Raw genomic sequence first — 22836 nt, forward strand, 5'->3', positions numbered from 1 at the left:
ATCAGCCGCGCGCCAAGTTCATGAGGAACCGAGTTTCCGCGTCGTCCCGCCGCGCGCAGATCCTGGGTACGGCGTTGAGCACGGAGGTAGCCCGGCACCAGCCCAGGACACGATCGGGAGACTGGCCGGGGACCAGCGTCGCCAGCTGCTCGATCCTCTGCTCCAGCTGCGCGAGGTCCGCTACTCCCTCCAGCACCCAGTCCACGGCGTCGAAGTCCGGATCTCCCCATGCGGGCCGCGGGTCGATCGCCACCATACGGTGCCCCGGACCGGACAGCACATTGGCCGGGTGAAGATCACCGTGTACAAGCCCCACCGGACCGCTGTCGGCCAGCTCCAAGGCCAGCGCTCGGGCTCGGTCGAGAACCATCGAGTCGAGCAGTCCGCTCGCCTCGGACGCAGCCAGCCTGCGGTCCGTCAGGTCGAAGAGGAAGTCGATCCGGTGCGAGAGCGGTCGCAACACCGTGCGCTGCCCTCGCACGGGAGATGATGCCCTCAGGTCTCGCAGCAGAGCCGCGACATCGGGCAACCGCCAGGCAAGTTGTTTCACCGGAACTCCCGGCTCCACGCTCTCCAGCAGCAGGGCTCCCGCGGCGAGATCCTGCGCCAGCAGACGAACAACCGATGGCGTTCCCGCCCAGGCCTGCAGCGCTTCGGCTTCCTCGGCAGCGATCCCCGTGTCCGGCGTGAGCTTCAGCCACACAAAGGAGCCATGGTCACGTCGCAGGCAGCGGAACACCCGCGAGGTGCCTCCTCCGCCCGCCTCGACAACGTCCAGACCCCATCGGACGGCGAGTTCACCCACCAGCGTCGGCAACTCGTCGCACCAAGCGAGCACCTCGGGCCCGAACCGAACAACGAGCCGCTCGCGGACCTCTGGTGCGACGAGGGTCAAATCTCTCAACACAAGCAGCGCTCCTCAGCTCGGTCAGGAAAAATCCGCTGGCCCCATCACTCAACCAATCGGATACGCTTCCCGCACGGGGGACCGTCCTCACAGCCTCGATCACCTCATCATCTGTCGCCGGCTCAGCGTCCCAAGTCAGTGCAGTTCCCGGCTATCGCTTTAACGGGAACGCAGTTGCTCCGCCTGGACGCCGCTGACAGGGTCTTGGCCATGCCTGCCTTCTCCGCGCATGACGGAACCAAGCTCGCCTACCACGTGTCTGGGGACGGCGCTCCTGTGGTTTGCCTTCCCGGCGGGCCGATGCACGACGGCCCAGCATTGGTCAGCGGTCCAGCCGGGCGGCCCCGCGACACCGCTCGGCGGACTGGCATGTCGCCTCTACGGCAGGTCGTAGCTCAGGAAGTAGTGGGTCCCGATGTGACTCGTCGGAAATCCGAACTGCACGTCCGTGAGCATGCGGAAGAGGAACTCACCCAAGCCGCAGTCAAATCGTTCCCACTCACCGAAGTCGCGCTGGACGAGAACGGGCCAGTCGTCGGGGTCGGCCGCACCCGTCTGCCAGACGAAGTCGATCTCTTCTTCCGTCGTTCCCCAGCGCAGCAGCCCCCGGGGGCCGGGTAGGCGGCGTAGGGGTGCCACAGACCCGTGGTGTGCTTCACGTCGTTCTCGACCCACTTCACGAGATCCATCCCCACGGCGCCGGGAACGAGGAGGTCGACATACTCGTCGAAGCTGCCCTCGCCGAACAGATCGACGATCTCCTTGTAGTCGCTCGGCAGCGCCGTGCCCAGGGCGGCCTCGGCGGCGGACCAGTCGACGGCCGGCCGGGGTCCCGGTTCCCAGCCGGTGAGGATGCGCAGCTTCTCCGCCCACGACGCCCCCTCCGGGAATCCGACGGCGGCGGGGTCCTCGCGATGGCCGACCACGACGACCGTCCGGCCTCCCTCCGGGGAGGCGACCCGGCCGCACCCGATCCAGTGGGACCGGTAGGCCCACCCCCGCATCTCCAGCAGCTCCTCCCCGAAGGGCTCGACGAGCGGCAGTCCGGTGCGCTCGGTGAGCGAAGGATCGGTGAAACCGCCCGCGACGAGATTGCGGTGCCGACCCACCCGCCGGCTGATTTCGGCGACGAGCTCCTGCAAGCCGGTGCCATCCGGCGCGTCGAAGGTTGTCGGCGCATCACGGCGCGAGCTCCAGTCGAGCATCTTCCAGACAGCGGAAAGGAGTTCGGAGTGTTCCATGGACCTCAGTCAACCGCAGCACCCAGCCGTTCCGCGATGTGATCGCCGACCCGCAGGGCGTTGGCGATGGCGGTGAGGGAGGGGTTCACCGCGCCGATGCTCGGGAAAAAGCTGGTGTCCACGACGTAGAGGTTGTCGAGGTCGTGGGCCTTGCAGTGGAGGTCCAGTGCCGAACTGGCCGGGTCGGTGCCGAAGCGGACGGTGCCCGCCTGGTGCGCGGTGGCGCCGATGGGCATGCCCTTGTGCAGGTAGATGCTGTGAGGCAGCAGATGGTGCTTGTGCATGCCCAACTGCCCCAGCATGCCCTGAAGTTTGTGCCGGAGTCGGGTGACCCCGGCGATGTTGTTGGTCTCGTCCAGGGTGAGATGGATATGGCCCTCGCCGTCCAGGGTGACGCGGTTGTCGGGCTGAGGCAGATCCTCTCCGCAGAGCCAGAAGTCGACCGCATGGTGGGCGAGTACCTCGAAGGGCATGTCCGGTGAGGCGTGGCCGGCCCAGCGCGGCGCCTCGCCGCGGACCTGCTCGGCATCCGACTTGCCGAGCATCTGGATCCCGCCGAGCGGGTACTCCCAGTCGTCGGCTCCCAGGTACCAGTCGTTCATGGCCAGGGTCTTCTGGAACCGGGTGTCGTTGGGTTCCCGGGACACGGCCATCAGCGCCAGGTTGTTGTGGCGCATGTAGTGCCGGCCGACCACGTCCGAACTGTTGGCCAGCCCGTCGGGGTGCCGGTCGTTCGCCGAACGCAGCAGCAGGGCGGCGGAGTTCACCGCGCCGCAGGCGACCACCACGATGTCCCCGTGAAAGCGCACGACCGAGCCGTCCGCGAGTTCGGCGACGACATCGGTGACGGTGCGTCCGCCGCTGTCGGTCTCCAGGCGCCGCACATGGGCGCCGGTGACCATGGTGACGTTGTCGTGTTCGAGTGCCGGGTCGACGCAGATGACCTGCGCGTCCGCCTTGGCGCCCATCAGACAGGGGAAACCGTCCACCCGGTCGCAGCGGATGCAGACGCTGCTTCGGGTGGCGCGGCCGTGCTCGTCCTGGGTGAGGTTGACGCCGATGGGGAGGTGGAAGGGGTGCAGCCCCTGCTTCTCCAGGTCGTCGCTGAGCTGCTGGATCCGCGGCTCGTGCTGGACCGGCGGATAGGCGTACTGGGCGCCGGCCGGGCCCTCGGTGGGGTCTTCGCCGTGGCGGCCGTGCACCAGGTAGAGGTGTTCGGCCTGGGTGTAGTACGGCTCGAAGTCCTCGTAGCGCAGCGGCCAGGCCGGGGAGAGACCGTCGTGGTGGCGCAGCTCACCGAAGTCCTCGGGGCGCAGCCTGAACAGCGCGGCGCCGTAGAACTTGGTGTTGCCGCCGACGTAGTAGTTGACCTCCGGGGGGAAGGTCTTGCCGTGCCGGTCGTACCAGAGCTCAGGAGCGAGGTACTTGCCCCTGACGAAGACGGCGGACGAGTCCCAGTTGTCGCGCTCCCGCGGCAGGTAGTCCCCGCGCTCCAGGATCAGGATGCGCTTTCCCGTAGGGGCCAGGCGGTGGGCGAGCGTACCGCCGCCCGCACCCGTCCCGATGACGACGACGTCATAGTGCTGATCTTGCATCGGATCCTCACTTCACAGGACCGCGCTTCACAGGATCGCGATCGGATTGACCGGAGAACCGGTGGCCCCCGGGAGCCGCAGCGGGGCGATCACACACAGGAACGACCAGCGCCCCTGCTCCTCGCAGACCGGCGCCAGGTCCTCGAACTGCAGGTAGTCGAGCAGATGAAGCCCCATGGCGTGTACGGCGAGCACATGCACGGGGAAGGCGACACCCTCCGTGGTGCTGGGGGCGGCGTCGCTGTTGCTGTCGCAGCCCAACAGGGCGACCTCACGCTCGGCCAGGAACTCCAGCGCGGTGGGGTGGAGTCCGGCACGCGCCCGTGCGGTGTCCCAGGGCCCCAGCTCGTCGCGGCGCCGCCGGTGGCCCACCCGTACGAACAGGAGGTCGCCGCGACCTACTCGTAGTCCCGGGTGTGCCGCTTCGGCGGCTGCCAGGTCCTCGGCGGTCACCTGGGTGCCGGGCTCCAGCCACGGCACGCCGTGCAGCGGGGGGATATCCAGCAGGACACCGCGCCCGACGATGCCGTCGCGGGCCAGGTCGACGGTGAGCACGCTCGCCCCGTCCGGGGTGAGGGTGCTCGCCGGGATGCCGTCGTACAGCGTGCCGTCCCAGATGACATGGCACAGTGCGTCGAGGTGGCTGTCGGCGTCGCTGTGCACGTTCATCTCGAAGCGGTCCCGGGCGAAGTCCAGTCCTTCGGCGGGCACTTCCCCTTCGGCCGGGGCTGTCAGCCGGTGCCGGGCAGGCTCGGGGCTGTCGGGTCCCGGCCGGGTCTCCACGGGGGCGGCGAGCGAGACGGTACGGCCGGACCGGACCTCGGTGGCGGCCGCTCGCACTCCCTCCGGCGTGATGCTGTCCAGGGCCCCGCGGCGGCCCGCTGTTCCGCGGGCGGCCGCGTGCAGGCGCGCATACAGCGTCCGGAATTCGGCCGGGCTCAGAGCGGGGCGTCCGGCGTCGTCTGTCCGGTGCTCCATGGAGCTGCTTCCTCGCCGCCTGGCCGGCCATGGGCCTGGTCGAGGGCGTTGTCGAGGGTCGTGGCGGCCATGATGAGCGACAGATGGGTGAATGCCTGCGGGAAGTTGCCCAGTTGCCCGCCGTCGGGGCCGATCTCCTCGGCGAACAGGCCGACATGGTTGGCGTAGGTGTGCATCTTCTCGAAGGTGTAGCGGGCCTGGGCGAGCCTGCCCGCTCGGACCAGGGCGTCGACGTAGAGAAAAGTGCACAGGCTGAAGGTTCCCTCGGATCCGCGCAGGCCGTCGGGCGAGGCGGCCGGGTCGTAGCGGTAGACCAGGCTGTCGGAGACGAGCTTCCGGTCGATGGCGTCCAGGGTGGTGAGCCAGGCCGGGCTCATGGGGGCGAGGAACCTCAGCCGAGGGATGAGCAGCAGCGAGGCGTCCAGGACGTCTCCGCCGTAGTGCTGTACCAGTGCCTGCTCGGCGTCGTTCCAGCCACGTTCCATGACCTGGTCCAGGATGGTGTCGCGGGCGGTGGTCCAGCGCGCCGTGTCGGCGGGCCGGCGCCATTGGTCGGCCAGTCGCAGACCGCAGTCGAAGGCCGTCCAGCACATCACCCGGCTGAAGGTGAAGTCCTGGCGTCCACCGCGGGTCTCCCAGATGCCCTCGTCGGGGCGGTCCCAGGAGTCGGCGAGCCAGTCGAGGGTCCGGGAGAGCCCCTTCCAGCCGTGGTAGCCCATGTGCAGGCCGAGCTCGCGGCTCTCGCTCAGGGCGTAGAGGGCCTCGCCGTAGATGTCGAGCTGGAGCTGGTCCGCGGCGGCGTTCCCGGCACGGACCGGGTACGAGCCGCGGTAGCCCTCGAAGTGCTCGAGGATCTCTTCGTCCAGCTCGGGGTCCCCGTCCACCCGGTACATGATCTGGAACGGCTCGCCGCCGGCCGCCGCATCGTGCATCCGGTCTCCGAGCCAGCGGGTGAAGGCGACCGCCTCGTCGACGTATCCGAGGTCGAGCAGGGCCCGGACGGACAGCGAGCCGTCGCGGATCCAGGTGTAGCGGTAGTCCCAGTTGCGCTCACCGCCGATCTGTTCGGGCAGGCCCATGGTGGCTGCGGCGATCGGGGCGCTGGTGGGGGCGTAGGTGAGCAGTTTGAGGGTGATGGCGGAGCGGTGCACCATGTCGGTCCAGCGCCCCCGGTAACGGCTGGTGCGCACCCATCGATGCCAGAAGTCGACGACGCCCCACATCGTGTCCTTGACTGAACTCTCGGTGGGTGGTGGCGGGGCCGGGCCGCCCGGCCGGCAGACGGTGAGGACCACCCCCGCGACCTGGCCCTCGTGCAAGGTCACCTCACCTCGGACGTCCTCGCCGTCGCGCTCCAGCGGAAGGGTGCCCTGCAGATGGGCGGTGATCGCGGGGGCGTGGAAGGCCGCCCCTTCGGGGCGCAGATCGAGCTTGTGGCCGGTCCGCGCGTAGTCGAAACGGGGGCGGCATTCCATGACGAAGCGCACCGTGCCGCGCACGGCCCGCACGACCCGGATCAGTGTGTGACGGTCGGTGACCTGCCCCGTACGGTCCGGGGGCATGCAGTCGACGACCTCCCCCACGCCGTCGGGCGACATGAACCGGGTCACCAGGACCGCACTGTCCGGGTAGTAGAGCTGCCGCCAGGAGCCGTCCTTGCCCTCGGGCGCCAGCCGGAAATAGCCCCCGCGGTCGTGGTCGAGCAGGGCGGCGAAGATGCTGGGCGAGTCGAACCGGGGTGCGGCAAACCAGTCCACAACGCCCTGGGAAGAGACCAGTGCGGCGGTCTGCAGGTCTCCTATGAGGCCGTGGTCGGCTATCGGAGGATAACGTTCCATATCCTTAATATCCGCTTCCTTACGGCTGTTTGCGCGACCGGGGGAGTCCGGCGCCCGGGCCGTCGAGTTGCCGGGGCAGCGCGCGTTCCGTGTTACTGAGAGAGACCAGGACATGACGCACGGAGGTGCAAGTGGACTTGGTCCATGTCCGGTCGGTGAGCCCGCCGGACCTCACCGACCGGGCTGTGGCGCTGCTCGCCGGCAACCCGAAGTGCCGGCGGTCCGTCCGGCGGTGGGCCGGTGCCCGCCGCCAGTGCACCGTGCAGCAGAACCGACCGTTGTAGGTGATGGGCGCCGTTCCGCCCAGGCGGCGGAGCGGCTGTCCCTGCCCTGCTCCGCAGGAGACGGCCTTCACCACCGGGCTGAAGGACTCTGCTGAGATCCCAACGGAGCCCGGTGCCCCCGGCCGATTGCCTGGTGGCGGCAACCGCTGCTGGGCCGTTGGTCTGACAACTCCGCCCGGTCGGACCATCAGGGAGTTTCGCGGTGCCCCGTGCCCCCTGCGGGGTGATGTGGTCATGGACGACCGGCCCGCGAGGCTCCTGGTATACGGGCCGTGTCCACGTCAGAACGGACAGGGAGGCAGCAGTGGGCACCAGCGTCGGCAAGAGTCACCGGACCGCGTCCTATCCGCTCCTGAAGGGGCAGAAAGCGCTGGTGACCGGCGCCAACTCCGGGATCGGCCGGGCCACCGCCATCGGACTGGGACGGGTGGGCGCCGATGTCGTGGTCAACTATGTCGCCGACCGCGATTCCGCCGAAGAGGTCGTGCGGGAGATCGAGACCTTCGGTGTGCGGGCGTACGCCCATGAGGCGGACGTCTCCCAGGAGGACCAGGTCGCCGGAATGGTATCCCGGATGGTCGAGCAGTTCGGCACCATCGACGTCCTGGTGGCCAACGCGGGACTGCAGCGGGATGCCGCCGCCACCGACATGACCCTCGCGCAGTGGCGCAAGGTCCTGGACGTCAACCTCACCGGGCAGTTCCTGTGCGCCCGGGAGGCGATCCGGGAGTTCATGCGGCGCGGCGTCGTTCCGGAGGTGTCCAGGTCCGCTGGGAAGATCATCTGCATGAGCTCGGTCCATCAGATCATCCCCTGGTCGGGCCATGTGAACTACGCGGCCTCCAAGGGCGGTGTACTGATGATGATGGAGACCCTGGCCCAGGAGCTCGCGCCCCACAAGATCAGGGTCAACGCGGTCGCGCCGGGAGCGATCCGCACCCCCATCAACCGCAGTGCCTGGGACACCCCCGAGGCCGAGGCCGACCTGCTCCGCCTGATCCCCTACCGCAGGGTCGGTGACCCGGAGGACATCGCCAGGGCGGTCGCCGTACTCGCGTCCGACCTGCTCGACTACGTCGTGGGCGCCACCCTCTACGTCGACGGCGGGATGACCCTGTTCCCCGGCTTCGCCACCGGCGGTTGACCATGAGCGGCCTCGCGGGCCTGCCGGCGGACACTCCGCCCCAGTTGCTGCCCGCGCGGGAGCTGATGGCCTTTGTCGCCCCGTGGCCACGGTCGTTCTCGCCTGGGGCCTCGCCCAGCGCCCCTACCTGGTGCCCAGCTCCCTGACGGTGGAGCAGGCCGCCGGGGCCCCGACGACCCTGCGCTGGATGCTCCTGGTCACCCTGATCGCGGTGGTGGTCGTCTGGCCGGTGCTGGTGCTGCTGTACCGCCTGGACACCGTTCTTAGCAATGTTGGCCGCTGTTGGCCGAATCGCGTGAAACCGGACTGGTCCGGTGACCCCGCGAACGGTCTTCGGGGTCTGGGAACAGCGCGAGTTGGTCAGTCACCTTGGCGCGGTCGAGTCTTGCCGCCTCCGTTTGGCGTGCTCGCTGTCCTGGGTGGGCTCGCGGTCCCACGCGCCCTCGGGATGAATACGGTCTGGCCGGTAGCTCTCCGCGCCACGATCCTCTGGTCGTGGGCGGTCACACCTGGCCGACGCCGGATTCGGTGTCCGAGGGCACGTCGTCCAATGGCCACCGAGGCGCCGTGGTGCCTGGTGACGGTGGTCTGTGTCTGCCGCTGGAGCGGGTTCTTCCAGTACCGCTCGCCCCAGATGGAGGTGTAGGCGGGGTCGACGGCGATCACGACGAGACCGGCGTGGAAGGCCATGCCCCGGAGGCGTTCGCGGAACTTCGCGGTGGGGATGCCCGCGACGGTGCGGCGGAAGCGCTTCCCGCGCCCGCCCCGGCCCATGGTCTCCCGCCCGGCCTGGCGGGCCTCATCGAAGCCCAGGTTCTCCACGGCGATCCCCGCGCAGTGGTGCTCTTTGGCGAGGCGGATGAGTTCGGTGATCGCTGCGCGCAGCCGCCCGTCGCGTGTGCTGGTGGGCCCTGTCACCGCGATCGGCACGGTGATGGGTTCGCCGACAGGGTTGCCGTGCGGGTCGAGAATGTACGCGGCCAGGTGGTCGGCGTTGAGGTCGACGCCGAGCAGCTTCTCGCCGAAGGCCTGGATCTCCTGCGGTGTGGGCAGGGTGGCCTTGTCGGCGGACCAGGACGCGTCCAGGTACCAGCGGTCGCGGGCCGGGTCGTGGACGATGTCGTAGCGCACGGCCCGGTGTGCGATGACGCGGTCCAGCCATTCTTCCCGCAAGTGGTGGAAGGTGACGGCGCAGGAGAGCGTGTACCGGCCCCGTGGTGCGTTCGCCAGGTGCCGCAGCGGCTCCGGCAACACCAGCGACACCTCGCCCGTCTCGGCGTCGATGGTGATCGTGTAGTTCCCGTGCGGAGCGCCGGACTCGCCGTCGGCGGTGAGGAACAGCCGCCCGGCCTCCCACCGCTGCCGCCACTCCTGCTCGGTGAGCTGTGCCTCGGCAAGGTTGTGCCGGGCCTTGAGCAGGCGCCTACCGCCGACCACGATCGCCGGGCGACCGGATGCGATACGCGCTTCCACGGCCGTGAGGCGGGCCTTGAGTACCTGCAGGCGGCGCTGCTTCTGGAAGCGTTCGGCCTGGGTCGGGTAGCCGCGCACACCGCCCTTGGAGCGCTTCCCACATGGGGTGGCCAGGCGCTTCTCGATGGCGCGGACAGCCCGGCTCAGGGAGGCGCGCTCGTCGTACAGGCAGCGCACGGAGAGCTGATATTGGTCCTCGCCGGCCCTGGTCATGGCCCCGGCCCAGCGGGAGGAGGACACGGCGGTGAGCGTCTTCTTCCGCTCCGCTCGCCGCGTGTCCTTCTTCCGCACCCTGCCGGTACGGACTCGCGCGGCGAGATCGGCCCGCTGATGGCGGCCCAGATGCTCACCGGTCAGACGTAGGACCTCCGCCTCCCCGGGCGTGATGCGCAGCCGGTCCCGGATACGTGCCCCGGCGGGGGCGGCGACGGTGAAGGGGGCCGCGATCGTACGCAACTCACGTTTCTTCCCCCGCTTGCCTGCCACCGGCCACCCCCTCCCCCCCGTCGCATCGAACTCAGCCGCCACCACCGATCATGCGTTCCGCTTACCCGCAAACCCCTGGAAACCAGCCCGGTTCACCCCATCGAGGGACACCCTGGCCAACCACGGCCAACAACCGAATCAGCAGTTGGCGACCCGTGACGTGCTCCAGGGCCTCGAGGACGAGGGCTGCGGCGGACAGCGGCTCCCCGCAACACCCCGCCGACGGCATAGTGGGCCGGCCATATGGCGGTCAACGGTTCGCGGACACCAGTCCCGACTCGTAGGCGATGATGACGAGGTGGACCCGGTCGCGGGCGTCGAGTTTGGTGAACAGGCGCGCCACGTGTGCCTTGGCGGTGGCCACGGTGATGCAGAGCCGGTCGGCGATCTCGCTGTTGGACAGCCCGCGTCCGACGAGGGTCAGCACCTCGCGTTCGCGCTCGGTGATGCCCTCGACCGGGCGCTGGGGCGGGGCGGGTTCGGGGCGGGCGGCGAACTCCTCGATGAGGCGGCGGGTGACGCTCGGTGCGATCAGGGCGTCGCCGGCCGCGACCACGCGGATCCCGGCGAGGATGTCCTCCAGCGCCATGTCCTTGACGAGGAATCCGCTCGCGCCCGCACGGAGCGAGGCGTAGACGTAATCGTCGTCGTCGAAAGTGGTGAGGACGAGTACACGGGTCGGCCCGGCGCCCGCCGCGATCAGTTGTGTGGCCTCGATGCCGTCCATGCCGGGCATACGGATGTCCATCACGACGACATCGGGGTGGACGTCCTCGACGAGTCGGACGGCTTCGGCGCCGGTCCCTGCCTCTCCCACGACGTCGAGGTCAGGGGTGTCGGCCATGAGTACGCGCAGGCCGGCGCGCACCAGCGGCTGGTCGTCGGCGAGCAGGACGCGGACCGTCATCGGACCCCCTCGGGCACGGGCAGGCGGGCCGCCACCCGGAAGCCGCCTTCGAGGCGGGGCCCGGCGGTGAAGTGGCCGTGCAGCAGTCCGGCCCGCTCGCGCATTCCCGCGATGCCGTAGCCCACGCCGGGGCCCGCGGCTACGCGGCCGCGCCCGTCGTCGACGATCTCGAGGGACAGTTCCTCGTCCTGATAGTCGACCGACACCCGGCAGTGGCCGGTGTCCGCGTGGCGCACCACATTGGTGACCGCCTCCTGCACGATACGGAAGGCGGACAGTTCGATGTCCGGTGGGAGCGGACGCCGCTTCCCCGACCAGTGGACGTCGACGCGGACACCGGCGTCCGTCGTCTTCTCGGCGAGCCGGTCGAGATCCGCCAGGCCAGGCGCCGGCTCACGGGGGGCCGACTCCGGTTCGGCCTGGCGCAGCGCGCCGAGCATCCTTCGCAGGCCCGAGAGCGTCTCCCTGCTGGTGGTCTCGATGGCGCTCAGCGCGTTCCGGGCCTCCTGCGGCTGTGTGTCGATGACCCGGCTGCCCACGCCGGCCTGGATCGCGATGATGCCGATGCTGTGCGCGACCATGTCGTGCAACTCGCGGGCGATCCGGAGCCGTTCGTCGGCCACCGCCCGAGCCGTGGTCTGGGCGTGCAGAGCCTGGGCGTGCTCACGGCGTTCACGGACCGAATCACCGGCCACCCAGGCGGCGGCCATCGCGAAGGCGATGAAGGTGATGGTCCGGACGTAGAAATCGTTCTGGTACGTGTAGTAGCCGGCAGCTCCGGCCTGCACGACCAGCGCCATGACAGCGGCGGTGACCGAAGTACGGCGCGAGCGGGTGGCCGCGATGAAACCTACGGCGAGGACGGTGATGAGTACCTGCAGGTATCCGATCTCCCACCTGTTCATCGCCGTGATGACGGCGACCGATCCCGCGAGCAGCAACGCGAGCGCCGGCAGCGGTCTGCTGCGCAGCAGAGAGACGATCAGGACGGTGAGGACGGCCGGCAGGAGGAGCAGCGGGACGGTGAAGCCCTGCCTCCCGTTCACCACCGCGACGAAAAGGACCACGGGGTACGCGAGCGCTCCGCACCAGGACAGGACCGGCCACACGAGGGGACGTACGTGCTTGAGCAGCGGCAGTCGTGGCGTGGTGGCGGACATGCGGTGATCGTAACCACCGGGCCGATGCCGGGACATCGGCCCGCGGTCGTACGCCCACGGGCTACCGCCCCTCCCCCGCATGTGGCCGACGGCCCGATGCCGGGCGGGTGTTGCCGACGGCACCGTTGGCCGGGTGATCGAAGTCAATGAACTGACGAAGCGTTACGGCGGGACGACCGCCGTGAACGGTCTGACCTTCACGGTGAGCCCCGGGCATGTCACGGGGTTCCTCGGCCCCAACGGTGCCGGCAAGAGCACCACGCTGCGGTTGATCCTCGGCCTGAACAAGCCCACGACCGGGTCCGCCACTGTCGACGGCCGGGTCTTCCGGGACCGCCCACGCGGGCTGCGCCATGTCGGCGCGCTCCTCGATGCCCATGACGTCCACGGAGGGCGCACAGCGGCGGCGCATCTGTCCGCCCTGGCACGCAGCAACGGCATTGCGCGCCGCCGGGTGGACGAGGTGCTTCGGGAGGTGGGGCTGGCAGGCGCGGCGCGGCGTCGCATCGGTGGGTTCTCCCTCGGTATGAAACAGCGGCTGGGCATCGCGGCCGCCCTGCTGGGCGATCCGCCTGTGCTGCTGTTCGACGAGCCGATCAACGGCCTTGACCCGGAAGGTGTGTTGTGGGTGCGGGGCCTGTTTCGGCAGCTTGCCGCCGAGGGGCGCACGGTGTTCGTCTCCAGTCATCTGATGAGCGAGATGGAGAACACCGCCGACCAGCTCATCGTCATCGGCCGGGGCGAGCTGATCGCCGCAGAGAGCGTGGCGGAGTTCGCGGCCCGCGGCACCCGGCTGAGCGTGACCGTGCGCACACCCGACGCCGCCGCGCTCATGGCCGTACTGACTGCCGAGGGTGCTTCGGTGGAGCCGGGCGGCGAGGAGTCCCTCACGGTGACCGGGCTGAGCGCGGCCCGTATCGGCGAACTCGCCTCCCACCACCGCATCGTGCTGCACGAACTGGCCACGCGTAGCTCCTCCCTGGAGGAGGCCTTCATGGAGCTCACCGCTGACAGCGTCGAATACCTCGCAGGAGAACCCCGATGACCGCACTCGCCGGTACCGCACCGGCCGTCGGGCCCCGGGCCCGGTTCGGCGGCCTTCTCGCCGCCGAGTGGATCAAGTTGTGGTCGCTGCGTTCGACCGCCTGGGCCTACGCGGTCGGCGCGCTGGCCATGCTCGGGATCAATGTGAACGCCTCGGTCGCCGACTACAACAACTGGCCGGAGTACTCCCAGGGCATCAAGGAGCTCTTCGTTCCCATCTGGGCGATGCGGGACGCCTTCAACCTGGGGGCCTCCATGGTCATGATGCTCGCCGCCGGCAGTATCGGCGCCCTGACGATCGTCGGCGAGTACGGCACCGGCCAGTTCCGCACGACCTTCGCGGCCGTACCCGCACGCCGCTCGGTGGTGGCGGCCAAACTGTCCGTCACGACGGCGGTCATGCTCGTCTACGGAACGGTCGTGGCGTTCACCTCGTTCGGCGTGACCCAGGCCATCCTGTCCGGGCGGCACGTCGGCATGCCCCTCGACTACCCCGGCGCGCTCCGGGCCGTCACGGCGTCGGCCCTCCTCGCGCCGGTGTCCGCGCTCGTCGGCATGGGCCTCGGCGCGATCGTCCGGCACACCGCGACGACCATCGTCACGCTCACCGGCGTCCTCCTGCTGCTCCCGTCCCTCCTCAACGAACAAAACGCTCTGTCGGCGGCCGTCGAGCACGCCCTGCCCCAGGGCGCGTGGCAACGGCTGACCGAAGTGGGCGACTCCCCCGTGCCCGTGCTCTACCCCGCCTCGATCACCGGCTCGTGGATCGTGTACGCGGCGTGGGCACTCGTCGCGGCGGTCGTCACCGTGGTCGCCGTGGACCGCCGCGACCTGTGAGCGCGTGCACGGCCCTTGGCCTCCCGGTTCCCGCTGCTCCACACTGAACCGATGACGCAGCGCGTGATACTGGCGACCGTGATGGACCGGCTGGCCATCGACGCCGTGATCACCGGTTACGCGAGGGCCGTGGACGATGCCGACTGGGCGGCGTACCGCGGCCTGTTCGCACCGGGCGGGCGCGCGGACTACCGCAGCGCGGGCGGCATCGAGGGTCCGGCCGGCGAGGTCGCGGCATGGCTTGCGGAAACGATGCGGCTGTTCCTTGTGCGCCAGCATCTGATCGTCAACCGCCGGGTGGAGATCCAGGATCTGGGCGGCTATCCGGGCGACCGCGCGGACGTCACGGCCGACTACATCAATCCGATGCGGACGGACCGTGGCGGCGCCCCGTCGACCGCGCCCGATTTCGTCTCGGGCGGACGGTACGCGTTCGTGCTGCGGCGTATGGACGGGCGTACTGACGGCGACTGGCGGCTCACCCGTGCGGTCGTGCACGAGAAGTGGCGGCGGACGGACAACTGACCCACGGGTGCGCTCTGTGCACGGCCGTCCCGCTCCCTCACACTGGGGAACACTGCCGCCCGGCGGGTCGAGGAGGCACAGCATGCGCATTCCGGTCGGCTTGTCGCCCTGGTGGCGCGGCGCGGCCGCGGTCGCGGCGGGTGCGCTGCCCGCGCTCGCCTTCCCGGGACCCGCCCTGTGGTGGTTCGCGTATGTCGCGCTGGTGCCGTGGATGCTGCTGGTGCGCTCGGCCGGAACGGCCCGGCGGGCGGCGCTGGAAGGGTGGCTGGGCGGTGCCGGTTTCGTCCTCGCCGTGCACCACTGGCTGATGCCCAGCCTCCATGTGTTCATCCTGGTGCTGGCCGCGCTCTTCGGGCTGTTGTGGGCGCCCTGGGGTGTGCTGGTGCGCGCAATGCTGGGCGGGACACCGTCCTTGTCGCGCGCCGGAGCGGCGCTGCTCGTGGTGCCGTCCGGCTGGCTGATGATCGAACTGGTCAGGTCCTGGGAGGAGTTGGGCGGCCCGTGGGGGCTGTTGGGCTCCAGCCAGTGGCAGGTCGCGCCCGCGCTGCGGCTTGCCTCGGTCGGCGGGGTATGGCTGCTGAGCCTGCTGGTCGTCGCCGTGAACACGGTGGTCACCGTCTTTGTCGCGGTGCGGTCCGCGCGTACCGCCGCCGTGTCGGGGGCGGTTGGCTGCGCGCTGCTGACCGGGGGTTTCTGGCTGTGGGCGCCGCGGCCCCAGCCGGCGGGCACGCTGCAGATCGCGGTCGTCCAGCCAGGATTGGTGGACGACCCCGAGAAACGGTTCGCGCGCGAGGAGCAGCTCACCCGGCGGCTCGCGGGGCAGGATCTCGATCTTGTGGTGTGGGGCGAGAGCAGTGTCGGTGCCGATCTGGTCGCGCGGCCCGAACTCGCCGCCCGGCTTGCCGTGTTGTCCCGTGAGGTCAGGGCGGATGTCCTGGTGAACGTGGACGCGCGACGCTCCGACCGCCCGGGCATCTTCAAGAGCTCCGTGCTGGTGGGCCCCGACGGCCCGACCGGGGACCGGTACGACAAGATGCGTCTGGTCCCCTTCGGGGAGTACATACCCCTGCGCGCGGTACTGGGCTGGGCGACCTCGGTGGGCAAGGCCGCCGACGAGGACCGCAGGCGTGGCGACGAACCGGTGGTGATGACACTGCCCGGCGGCCGGGGCCTGCGGATCGGTCCGCTGGTCTGCTTCGAGTCGGCGTTCCCCGACATGAGCAGGAAACTGGTCCGGGACGGTGCGGGACTGCTGATCACCCAGTCGGCGACATCGACGTTCCAGCGCAGTTGGGCGCCGGAGCAACATGCCTCGCTGGCGGCGCTGCGCGCGGCCGAGACGGGCCGGCCGACGGTGCATGCCACGCTGACGGGCGTCAGTGCGGTGTACGGCCCGGACGGCGGGCGCATCGGTGCACCGCTGGGTACGGACCGCAGTGCCGCCGCCGTGTACCGTGTCCCCGCCGCCACCGGTACGACGCTGTACCTCAGGCTGGGCGACTGGCCGCTGTACGGAGCGCTCGCCGTGCTCGCCGCGCTGTGCGGAACGGAGGGTGTACGGGCCCTCAGGCGGCCTGTTCCAGAGCCTGCCGTACCACTCGCTCGCACAGCTCATGGGTGAGCAGCGCGTCCTGGGCACTGAGGAACTTGCCCGCCCGTACGGCGTCGAGGAAGGCCAGCGCGGCCTGCTCGATACCGCGCTGACGGGCCACCGGCACCCAGTCGCCGCGGCGGCGCACGGTCGGCTGGCCCCGGTGATCCACGATCTCCGCAAGGTTGAGGACCTGGCGTTTGGTGTCCTGCCCCGAGACCTCGAGGACCTCCTCGGTGGAGCCGCTCATCCGGTTCATGATGCCGATCGCCGTGAACCCGTCGCCCGCGAGCTGAAGCACCACGTGGTGCATCAGCCCTTCGCGGATCCTCGCCCTCACGTCGACGCGTTCGATCTCCCCGGGCATCAGGAAGCGCAAGGTGTCGACGACATGGATGAAGTCGTCGAGGACGAGGGTGCGCGGATCCTCGGGCAGACCCACACGGTTCTTCTGCATCAGGATCAGATCGCGCGGGTGGTCGGCGCACTGGGCGTATCCGGGCGCGTAGCGGCGGTTGAAGCCGACGGCCAGGCTGGTGCCGCGTTCCTCCGAGAGGTCCACCAGCCGCTGGGAGTCGGCGAATTCATAGGCCAGCGGCTTGTCCACGTACGTCGGCACACCCGCTTCGAGCAGCCGGGCGACGATCACGGGGTGGACGGAGGTGGGTGCGTGGACGAAGGCCGCGTCCAGGTCCTGGGCGATCAGCGAGTCCAGGTCGGTGTGGCAGCGGGAAGCGGGGATGTGGTGCGCCGCGGCGGTCCGGTCGAGGGTGGCAGGGGTGCGGGTCTGGAGGTGCAGTTCGGTCCCCGGCAGGGTGGTCAGCACCGGCAGGTAAGCCTTCTGCGCGATGTCCCCGAGCCCGATGCAGCCGACCTTCACAGGTGTCTCCTATTGCCGTGCCGGTTGGTTGTCCTGTGTTCCGGCAGCATACGTGTGCTGCGGGGGCTGCCAGTCGGCAATGGATTCGAAGGAGCGCAGCATCAGATTGGGGCCGAGCCGGCTGACACCCGCGATGAGCATGTCGCGCAGCGCGAGGGCGGGGGCGCTGGTCAGGTGGTTCATCCGGGCGGTCCTGGCGGCCCGGCAGACGATCGCGGTGGTGCGCGGCAGCCGGTCATGGGAGTAGGAGGCGAGGGCCTGTGTGAAGTCCCGGCCGGGCTCTGCGTGGTGGGCGAGGACGATGGCGTCCTCGATGGCCTGGTTGCCGCCCTGGCCGAGGCTGGGGGTCATGGCGTGGGCGGCGTCGCCGAGCAGGGCGACCCTGCCCCGGTGGTAGGCGGGAAGCGGGACGGTCATGTGGCGGACGTCGTTGCGCAGGATCCGCTCGGGGTCGGCGGCGGCGAGGACGTCGGGGATCGGGTCGTGCCAGTCGCTGAAGCGCCTTCGCAGTTCGGCCATCTCGCTGTCGGGGGCCCGGCCGCCCTCGGGGAGGACGGCGGTGGCGTAGGCGTAGACCCGGCCTCCCCTGAGGGGCTGGGTGCCCCAGACTCCGCCGCGGCCCCAGGTCTCGTGCGGGTGGAACGGCCGCTCGGGTGCCGGGACGACGAGGCGCCAGGCGGTGAAACCGCTGTACACGGGCTTCGGGTGGGCGGGGAACAGCGTCTGCCGGACGCCCGAGTTGATGCCGTCGGCGCCGATGACGAGGTCGGCCTCGATGTCCCCGTCCGGAGTGGCGACGACAGAGCGACGGTCTGCCGAGCCCCGGTCGCCGAGCCGGGCCTCGGTGCCGGTGCGCAGCGAGTCCTCGCGAAGGCCGGAGCGGAGGATGTCGACCAGGGTGGCGCGGTGCACCGGGACGAGTGTCCCGCCGAACCGCTCCTCGGCGTCCGAGGTGTCGGCCCGGACGAGCCACCGGCCGTTCGGGGTGCGTATCCCGAGGCTGCCGCGCCAGACGGCGAGTTCCCGAACGCGGTCGCCGAGGCCGATGACGTCCAGGGCGCGCTGGGCGTTGGGGCAGAGCCCGATGCCCGCTCCGACCGGCTCGAGGGACGTGGCGCGTTCCAGAACGGTGACCCGCCAGCCCCGCTGGTGCAGGGCCACCGCGGCGGTGAGACCGCCGATTCCGGCTCCGACGACCACGGCATGCGGTGTGGGCATGGTTCCTCCTTCAATGGAACTACATCTGTAGTGGGCCTCACCTTACTACTGGTGTAGTGACGGCGATAGGTTGTGCCCATGGCCGCACGCACCACCGGCGCCCCCCGTGCCGAACTGATCGCCGACACCGCCCTCGCGCTCCTCGCCGAGCGCGGGATGCGCGGGCTCACCCACCGGGCGGTCGACGAGCACGCCGGGCTCCCCCAGGGCTCGACGTCGAACTACGCCCGTACCCGGCAGGCACTGCTGGAGGCGGCGGTACGACGGCAGGCGGAGCGCGAGTCACGACTGCTCACCCCGGACGCGATGCCGGTGCGCGCCGGCGGGGTGGACGCGCTGGCCGGGCCGCTCGCCGAGGCCCTGCATCGCATGCTGACCCAGCATCGTGAGCTGCTGGTGTCCCGTTACGAACTCGCCCTGGAGGCCACCCGCCGACCCGAGTTGCGCGCGTACTACGACATCACCGGGCGGCAGTTCCGTGAGCCGCTGGTGGCCCTGATGGCCGGGGCGGGGTCGTCGGAGCCGGAGCGGCACGCGCTGTCGCTGGTGGCGTGGGGCGAGGGGATGATGTTCTCCTGCGTGGCCGGCTCGTACCACGCGTCCGTGCCCACCCTGGAGGAGCTGCACAAGGGCTGCGGCGAGCTGCTGCGGGGCATGCTCGGCCGATAACACGTGGTAGCCGCCCCGAGCCCTGCGCCAGGATGACCACCATGACGACACCTGAGCGCACCGTGCCCTCCACCACGGCCGACGAACGCAGCATGCTGGAGGAATGGCTGGACTTCCACCGCGAGACCCTGGCCGGGAAGTGCGCCGGGTTGACGGAGGAGCAGCTCGGAGAGGCCAGCGTGGCGCCCTCGGAGCTCTCGCTGCTCGGCCTCACGCGGCACATGGCGGAGGTCGAGCGGCACTGGTTCCGCAGGATCCTCATCGGAGAGGACCCCGGCGGCATCTACGACAGCGAAGAGGACCCGGACGGGGACTTCCATCATGGAGAGACCGACACCTGGGCCGAGGCGCATGACACCTGGCAGGCGGAGATCGCCCGGGCCCGCGAAATCGCCGCCGGCCTGACGCTGGACGATCTCTCGACCGGCCCTCACCGCGCCGGGAAGACGTTCAACCTCCGCTGGATCTACGTCCATATGATCGAGGAGTACGCCCGCCACAACGGGCACGCCGACCTCATCAGGGAGCGGATCGACGGCGCGACCGGCGCGTAAGCCCTGTCCGGGCGATCACACCGGACTGGACCCGGGTATCACTCGTGCGGGCCAATCCCGGCCCGCGGATTCCCCAACGGGCGCGTGCGTCCAGCAGAGTTGCCAAGGTGCATCGAACCAGAACCACGACAGCTCTCCTGGCGATCCTGGCCGTCTCGGCCGTCTCCGGCTGTGTGACGGTCCAGGCCCGCCCCTCACCGGCGAGCCTGCCCGCGCGGACCGGGGTCTCCCGCGGCGTGGCACCGCAGATCGTCCAGTCACCCGTCCGCGAGGCGCTGGAAGCGGCCCTGCCGCCCGCGCCCGCGTCCCGGCAGGAACCGTCCGCTCCCCCGGCGGCTCGCGACCAGGCGGCCGACGCTCCCGCCGCGGACCCCGCGCGCCGTCCTCGGCACACGTCTCCGGAGGGGACGGATCCGGCCCTGCCGGTGCCGTCGACCGGGATCGTTCCGGCACCGGTCGTCGGCACCGGAGACGTGTGCGCGCTCGGGCAGGGATTCGGCGGCTGGCGCCCGGACAGCCCCGAGGCGCGCATCTGCCGCCAGACCTACGGCTGACGTCCTCCGGGCGCGCTAGCCACTGTCACCCAGCCGCGACTCGAGACGTTCGATAGCCGCGCGGACCCCGTTGCCGTACGGATCGTCCGCCAGCGCGCCCGAGGCGGCCCAAGCCCGGTCGAGATGGATCCGGGCCGCCTCGGGGCGGTGCAGTTTCACATAGTCGGCGGCCAGATTGAGATGGAGCGAGGGATAGAAGCCGCGCAGCGCGACGGACTCGTCGTGCTGCGCGAGCCGCTCCCCGCCGGCCTCCTCGGCGGCGGCCAGCGCCCTCAGGTCCCAGGCCAGCTCGTCACCGGGGTCGTCCTGGGTGTCGGCCATGTAGTGCGCGAGCGTGCAACGGTACAGCGGGTCGCCGTGCTCACCCAGCTCCGCCCACAGCTCCCCGAGGCGATTGCGGGCCTCCCCGCGGTCACCGCCGTGCAGGAGCATGATCGCCTGCCCGATCCTGGTCATGACGGCGTCCTCCGACGCCTCCTGCTGCTGGGTCACCGCGGCCTCCCGGACCGTCGTCCACTCATCCGACGGTCCGACGCTAACCGCAGCCACCGGCAATTCCCCTCAGGCTCGGGCGGCGATCTCGCGGCCGGTCATCCCAGGTCGGGAATCCGCCAGTCGATCGGCTCGTGTCCCTGGGCGGCGATCGCCTCGTTGATCCGGGTGAAGGGGCGGGAGCCGTAGAACTTCTTCGCCGACAGGGGGGAAGGGTGTGCGCCCTTCACGACCACGTGGCGCTCCTCGTCGATCAGCGGCAGCTTCTTCTGCGCGTAATTCCCCCAGAGCACGAAGACCGCCGGGTCGGGCCGCGAGGCCACCGCTCGGATGACCGCGTCGGTGAACTTCTCCCACCCCTTGCCCTTGTGGGAATTGGCCTCGCCGGCTCGTACCGTCAGGACCGCGTTGAGCAGCAGCACACCCTGCTCGGCCCACGGCATCAGATAGCCGTTGTCCGGCACGGGGAGGCCCAGCTCGTCGTGCATCTCCTTGTAGATGTTCCGGAGCGAGGGCGGGGTCTTGACGCCCGGCCGCACCGAGAAGCACAGCCCGTGCCCCTGACCCTCGCCGTGGTACGGGTCCTGGCCGAGGACCAGGACCTTGACCTGCTCGTACGGCGTGGCGTCCAGCGCGGCGAAGACCTCCTCGCGCGGCGGATAGACCGGACCCTTGGCCCGCTCCTCCTCGACGAACTCGGTGAGCTCCTTGAAGTAGGGCTTCTGCAGCTCTTCGCCGAGGACGCCGCGCCAGGACTCGGGCAGCAGGTCGGTGTCGGTCACGTCAAAAACCTCCGGATCGCGATCGGTTCTCGACCACAGAACCTACCTGCGCCCACTGACAATCGTTCCTACCAGCTGGTCTTCCGGTGCAGCTCCCACATCTGCATGACCGTCTGCGGGTCCAGTGCACGCTCTCCGCCCGCGATCTCGTCGCTGGCCGCGATGTACGTCTTGCCCTGCCACAGCGGCAGCAGCCGGACGTCCTTGGCGATGATCTTCTGGGCGGTGTGGAACTGGTCACTCACCGCGCCGCGGTCCGGCTGCCGGCGGGACTTCGGCAGCAGCTCGTCCAGGATCTCCCGCTGCTCGTACGGCGTACCGACCGCGTTCTCCTTGCCGACGAAGGGCGCGATGAAGTTGTCCGGGTCGGGGAAGTCGGGGTTCCAGCCGCGGCCGAAGACCGGGAACTCGCCCTGCTGAAAGCCCTTCGTGTACTCCTTCCACGTCGGCCGGCTCTTGAGGGTGACCTTGAACAGCTTGGAGTCCTCCAGCTGGCGCCTGATCTCCTCGAACTCCGGCTTGGTGGACGAACCGTAGCGGTCCGTGGTGTACCACAGCGTCAGCGCCACCGGCTCGTTGATCCCCGCCTCGCGCAGAATCTGGCCGGCCTTCTCCGCGCTCGGCGAGCCGAAGGAGTCGAAGAACGGTGTGGTGTGCCCGGCCACACCCTTGGGAATCATGGAGTAGAGGGGTTCGGCCGTGCCCATGTAGGCCTTCGCCACCAGGGCGTCACGGTCGATGACCTGCGCGACGGCCTTGCGTACGGCCGGGTTGCCCGCCGCAGGGTCCTTCGGGTTGAACACCAGGAAGCGGATCTCGGAGCCCACGGTCTCGATGAGCTGGAGCTTGGTCTCGCCCTCCTTCTCCTTCCCTTGCCGGTCCTCGATGGCAAGGACTTCCTCGGCGGTGAGACCGCGGTACGTCAGATCGATCTGCTGCGCCTCCAGCGCCTGCATCAGGGCTCCGGACTCCTTGAAGTACCGGATGGTGACAGCCTCGTTCCTGCGCTTAGCGAAGCCCTTGTAGTCGTGATTCGCCGCCAGTTCCGCCGAGGAGTCCGGGTCGTACGACTTCAGTACGTACGGTCCTGATCCGGTCACTCGGTCGTCCTCGCGCAGCCGGTCCGCCGGGTACTCCTTCGGGGCCACGATCGACATGGCGGGGGTGGCGAGAACGAACGGGAACGTCGCGTCGGCCTTGTTGAGGTGGAAGGTGACGGTGCTCTCACCTTCCGTCTCCACCCTGTCGAGACTGCCGAGCAGCCCCTTGGGACCAGCTTTGACGTCGATCTTCACGATACGGTCGATGGAGTGCTTCACCGCCTCGGCATCGAGCCGTTCCCCGTCGGAGAATTTCAACCCCTCGCGGAGCATGCACTGAAATGTCTTGTTCGAGGCATCCGTGAATTCACACTTCTTGGCCGCATCGGGCTGGGGAGTGGTACTCCCGGTGGGGAAACTCAGCAGCGTCTGGAAGACGTTCCGGAACAGCTCCCACGATCCGTCCCACGATGCGGCCGGATCGAGCGTGCTGGGCACACTGGTCGAACCGACGATGATCTTCTGTTCCGCGTCCGAGCCACCGCCCGGCAGCAGTCCGCACCCGGCGAGCAGGGATATGGACGCAAGGGCCGCAATGGCCTGCAGACTGGTCCGATTGAACACGCGCACGCTCCTC

General features: G+C 69.8%; 21 protein-coding genes and 1 pseudogene. 9 read left to right on the forward strand and 13 right to left on the reverse strand.

The window, feature by feature from the left end; all coding sequences use genetic code 11:
- Window position 1: 1 nt before the first annotated feature.
- From ABD858_RS04285 to ABD858_RS04310, 5 genes are all read right to left on the reverse strand, one after another.
- The gene (locus tag ABD858_RS04285) at window positions 2-904 is read right to left on the reverse strand and encodes an aminoglycoside phosphotransferase family protein (protein WP_345034676.1); all 903 of its coding nucleotides are present in this window, start codon (window positions 902-904) and stop codon (window positions 2-4) included.
- Between the two features lie 398 nt (window positions 905-1302).
- On the reverse strand, window positions 1303-2148 hold the full coding sequence (locus tag ABD858_RS04295) for an SMI1/KNR4 family protein (protein WP_345045080.1): 846 nt from the start codon (window positions 2146-2148) through the stop codon (window positions 1303-1305).
- A 5-nt stretch (window positions 2149-2153) separates the two neighbouring features.
- A complete protein-coding gene (locus tag ABD858_RS04300; protein ID WP_345034677.1) occupies window positions 2154-3743 on the reverse strand; it encodes a GMC oxidoreductase in 1590 nt (529 codons plus the stop codon).
- A gap of 27 nt (window positions 3744-3770) precedes the next feature.
- On the reverse strand, window positions 3771-4721 hold the full coding sequence (locus tag ABD858_RS04305; RefSeq protein ID WP_345034678.1) for a cyclase family protein: 951 nt from the start codon (window positions 4719-4721) through the stop codon (window positions 3771-3773).
- Window positions 4682-6559 (reverse strand): glycoside hydrolase family 15 protein, encoded by a 1878-nt coding sequence (locus ABD858_RS04310; protein WP_345034680.1) that lies wholly within the window; start codon window positions 6557-6559, stop codon window positions 4682-4684. The genes ABD858_RS04305 and ABD858_RS04310 overlap by 40 nt, the downstream gene beginning before the upstream one ends.
- 588 nt (window positions 6560-7147) lie before the next feature.
- Here ABD858_RS04310 and ABD858_RS04315 point away from each other — a divergent pair.
- A complete protein-coding gene (locus ABD858_RS04315; protein ID WP_345034681.1) occupies window positions 7148-7987 on the forward strand; it encodes an SDR family oxidoreductase in 840 nt (279 codons plus the stop codon).
- A gap of 130 nt (window positions 7988-8117) precedes the next feature.
- A pseudogene (locus ABD858_RS04320) lies at window positions 8118-8180 on the forward strand (hypothetical protein); the annotation flags it as partial.
- A 167-nt stretch (window positions 8181-8347) separates the two neighbouring features.
- Here ABD858_RS04320 and ABD858_RS04325 read toward each other — a convergent pair.
- The 3 genes from ABD858_RS04325 to ABD858_RS04335 all read right to left on the reverse strand — a co-directional run bounded on the left by ABD858_RS04325 (window position 8348) and on the right by ABD858_RS04335 (window position 12013).
- On the reverse strand, window positions 8348-9916 hold the full coding sequence (locus ABD858_RS04325; protein WP_345034682.1) for a hypothetical protein: 1569 nt from the start codon (window positions 9914-9916) through the stop codon (window positions 8348-8350).
- Window positions 9917-10196: 280 nt separating this feature from the next.
- On the reverse strand, window positions 10197-10853 hold the full coding sequence (locus tag ABD858_RS04330) for a response regulator (RefSeq protein WP_345034683.1): 657 nt from the start codon (window positions 10851-10853) through the stop codon (window positions 10197-10199).
- Window positions 10850-12013 carry a sensor histidine kinase gene (locus ABD858_RS04335; protein WP_345034685.1) on the reverse strand — a complete coding sequence of 388 codons (1164 nt, stop codon included), beginning with the start codon at window positions 12011-12013 and terminating at the stop codon, window positions 10850-10852. Before ABD858_RS04335 ends, ABD858_RS04330 begins: the two co-directional genes overlap by 4 nt.
- A gap of 133 nt (window positions 12014-12146) precedes the next feature.
- On the opposite strand from ABD858_RS04335, the gene ABD858_RS04340 reads away from it, so the two are divergent.
- The 4 genes from ABD858_RS04340 to lnt all read left to right on the forward strand — a co-directional run bounded on the left by ABD858_RS04340 (window position 12147) and on the right by lnt (window position 16040).
- Window positions 12147-13058 carry an ABC transporter ATP-binding protein gene (locus ABD858_RS04340; protein ID WP_345034686.1) on the forward strand — a complete coding sequence of 304 codons (912 nt, stop codon included), beginning with the start codon at window positions 12147-12149 and terminating at the stop codon, window positions 13056-13058.
- Window positions 13055-13894: an ABC transporter permease gene (locus tag ABD858_RS04345; RefSeq protein ID WP_345034687.1), complete on the forward strand. Its 840-nt coding sequence runs from the start codon at window positions 13055-13057 to the stop codon at window positions 13892-13894. The genes ABD858_RS04340 and ABD858_RS04345 overlap by 4 nt, the downstream gene beginning before the upstream one ends.
- A 51-nt stretch (window positions 13895-13945) precedes the next feature.
- Window positions 13946-14419 (forward strand): nuclear transport factor 2 family protein, encoded by a 474-nt coding sequence (locus tag ABD858_RS04350; RefSeq protein ID WP_345034689.1) that lies wholly within the window; start codon window positions 13946-13948, stop codon window positions 14417-14419.
- Window positions 14420-14501: 82 nt separating this feature from the next.
- Entirely contained in the window at window positions 14502-16040 is a 1539-nt protein-coding gene (gene lnt, locus ABD858_RS04355; RefSeq protein WP_345034691.1) for an apolipoprotein N-acyltransferase, read from the forward strand.
- Here lnt and ABD858_RS04360 read toward each other — a convergent pair.
- Window positions 15985-16890 carry a Gfo/Idh/MocA family protein gene (locus tag ABD858_RS04360; RefSeq protein WP_345034693.1) on the reverse strand — a complete coding sequence of 302 codons (906 nt, stop codon included), beginning with the start codon at window positions 16888-16890 and terminating at the stop codon, window positions 15985-15987. The two genes, lnt and ABD858_RS04360, sit on opposite strands and share 56 nt — an antisense overlap.
- Window positions 16891-16899: 9 nt before the next feature.
- Window positions 16900-18108: an FAD-dependent monooxygenase gene (locus ABD858_RS04365; protein WP_345034694.1), complete on the reverse strand. Its 1209-nt coding sequence runs from the start codon at window positions 18106-18108 to the stop codon at window positions 16900-16902.
- Between the two features lie 78 nt (window positions 18109-18186).
- On the opposite strand from ABD858_RS04365, the gene ABD858_RS04370 reads away from it, so the two are divergent.
- The 3 genes from ABD858_RS04370 to ABD858_RS04380 all read left to right on the forward strand — a co-directional run bounded on the left by ABD858_RS04370 (window position 18187) and on the right by ABD858_RS04380 (window position 19885).
- The gene (locus ABD858_RS04370; protein WP_345034696.1) at window positions 18187-18777 is read left to right on the forward strand and encodes a TetR/AcrR family transcriptional regulator; all 591 of its coding nucleotides are present in this window, start codon (window positions 18187-18189) and stop codon (window positions 18775-18777) included.
- 41 nt (window positions 18778-18818) lie between these two features.
- Window positions 18819-19331: a DinB family protein gene (locus ABD858_RS04375; RefSeq protein WP_345034697.1), complete on the forward strand. Its 513-nt coding sequence runs from the start codon at window positions 18819-18821 to the stop codon at window positions 19329-19331.
- 107 nt (window positions 19332-19438) lie between these two features.
- Complete coding sequence (locus ABD858_RS04380) at window positions 19439-19885, forward strand: hypothetical protein (RefSeq protein WP_345034698.1); 447 nt, start codon at window positions 19439-19441, stop codon at window positions 19883-19885.
- 15 nt (window positions 19886-19900) lie between these two features.
- On the opposite strand, the gene ABD858_RS04385 is transcribed toward ABD858_RS04380, so the two are convergent.
- The 3 genes from ABD858_RS04385 to ABD858_RS04395 all read right to left on the reverse strand — a co-directional run bounded on the left by ABD858_RS04385 (window position 19901) and on the right by ABD858_RS04395 (window position 22823).
- A complete protein-coding gene (locus tag ABD858_RS04385) occupies window positions 19901-20377 on the reverse strand; it encodes a hypothetical protein (RefSeq protein WP_345034699.1) in 477 nt (158 codons plus the stop codon).
- Window positions 20378-20475: 98 nt separating this feature from the next.
- Window positions 20476-21159: a uracil-DNA glycosylase gene (locus ABD858_RS04390; RefSeq protein WP_345034700.1), complete on the reverse strand. Its 684-nt coding sequence runs from the start codon at window positions 21157-21159 to the stop codon at window positions 20476-20478.
- A gap of 68 nt (window positions 21160-21227) precedes the next feature.
- Window positions 21228-22823 carry an ABC transporter substrate-binding protein gene (locus ABD858_RS04395; protein WP_345034701.1) on the reverse strand — a complete coding sequence of 532 codons (1596 nt, stop codon included), beginning with the start codon at window positions 22821-22823 and terminating at the stop codon, window positions 21228-21230.
- Window positions 22824-22836 lie beyond the last annotated feature (13 nt).

The organism is Streptomyces sannanensis (assembly GCF_039536205.1).
Lineage (GTDB): Bacteria > Actinomycetota > Actinomycetes > Streptomycetales > Streptomycetaceae > Streptomyces > Streptomyces sannanensis.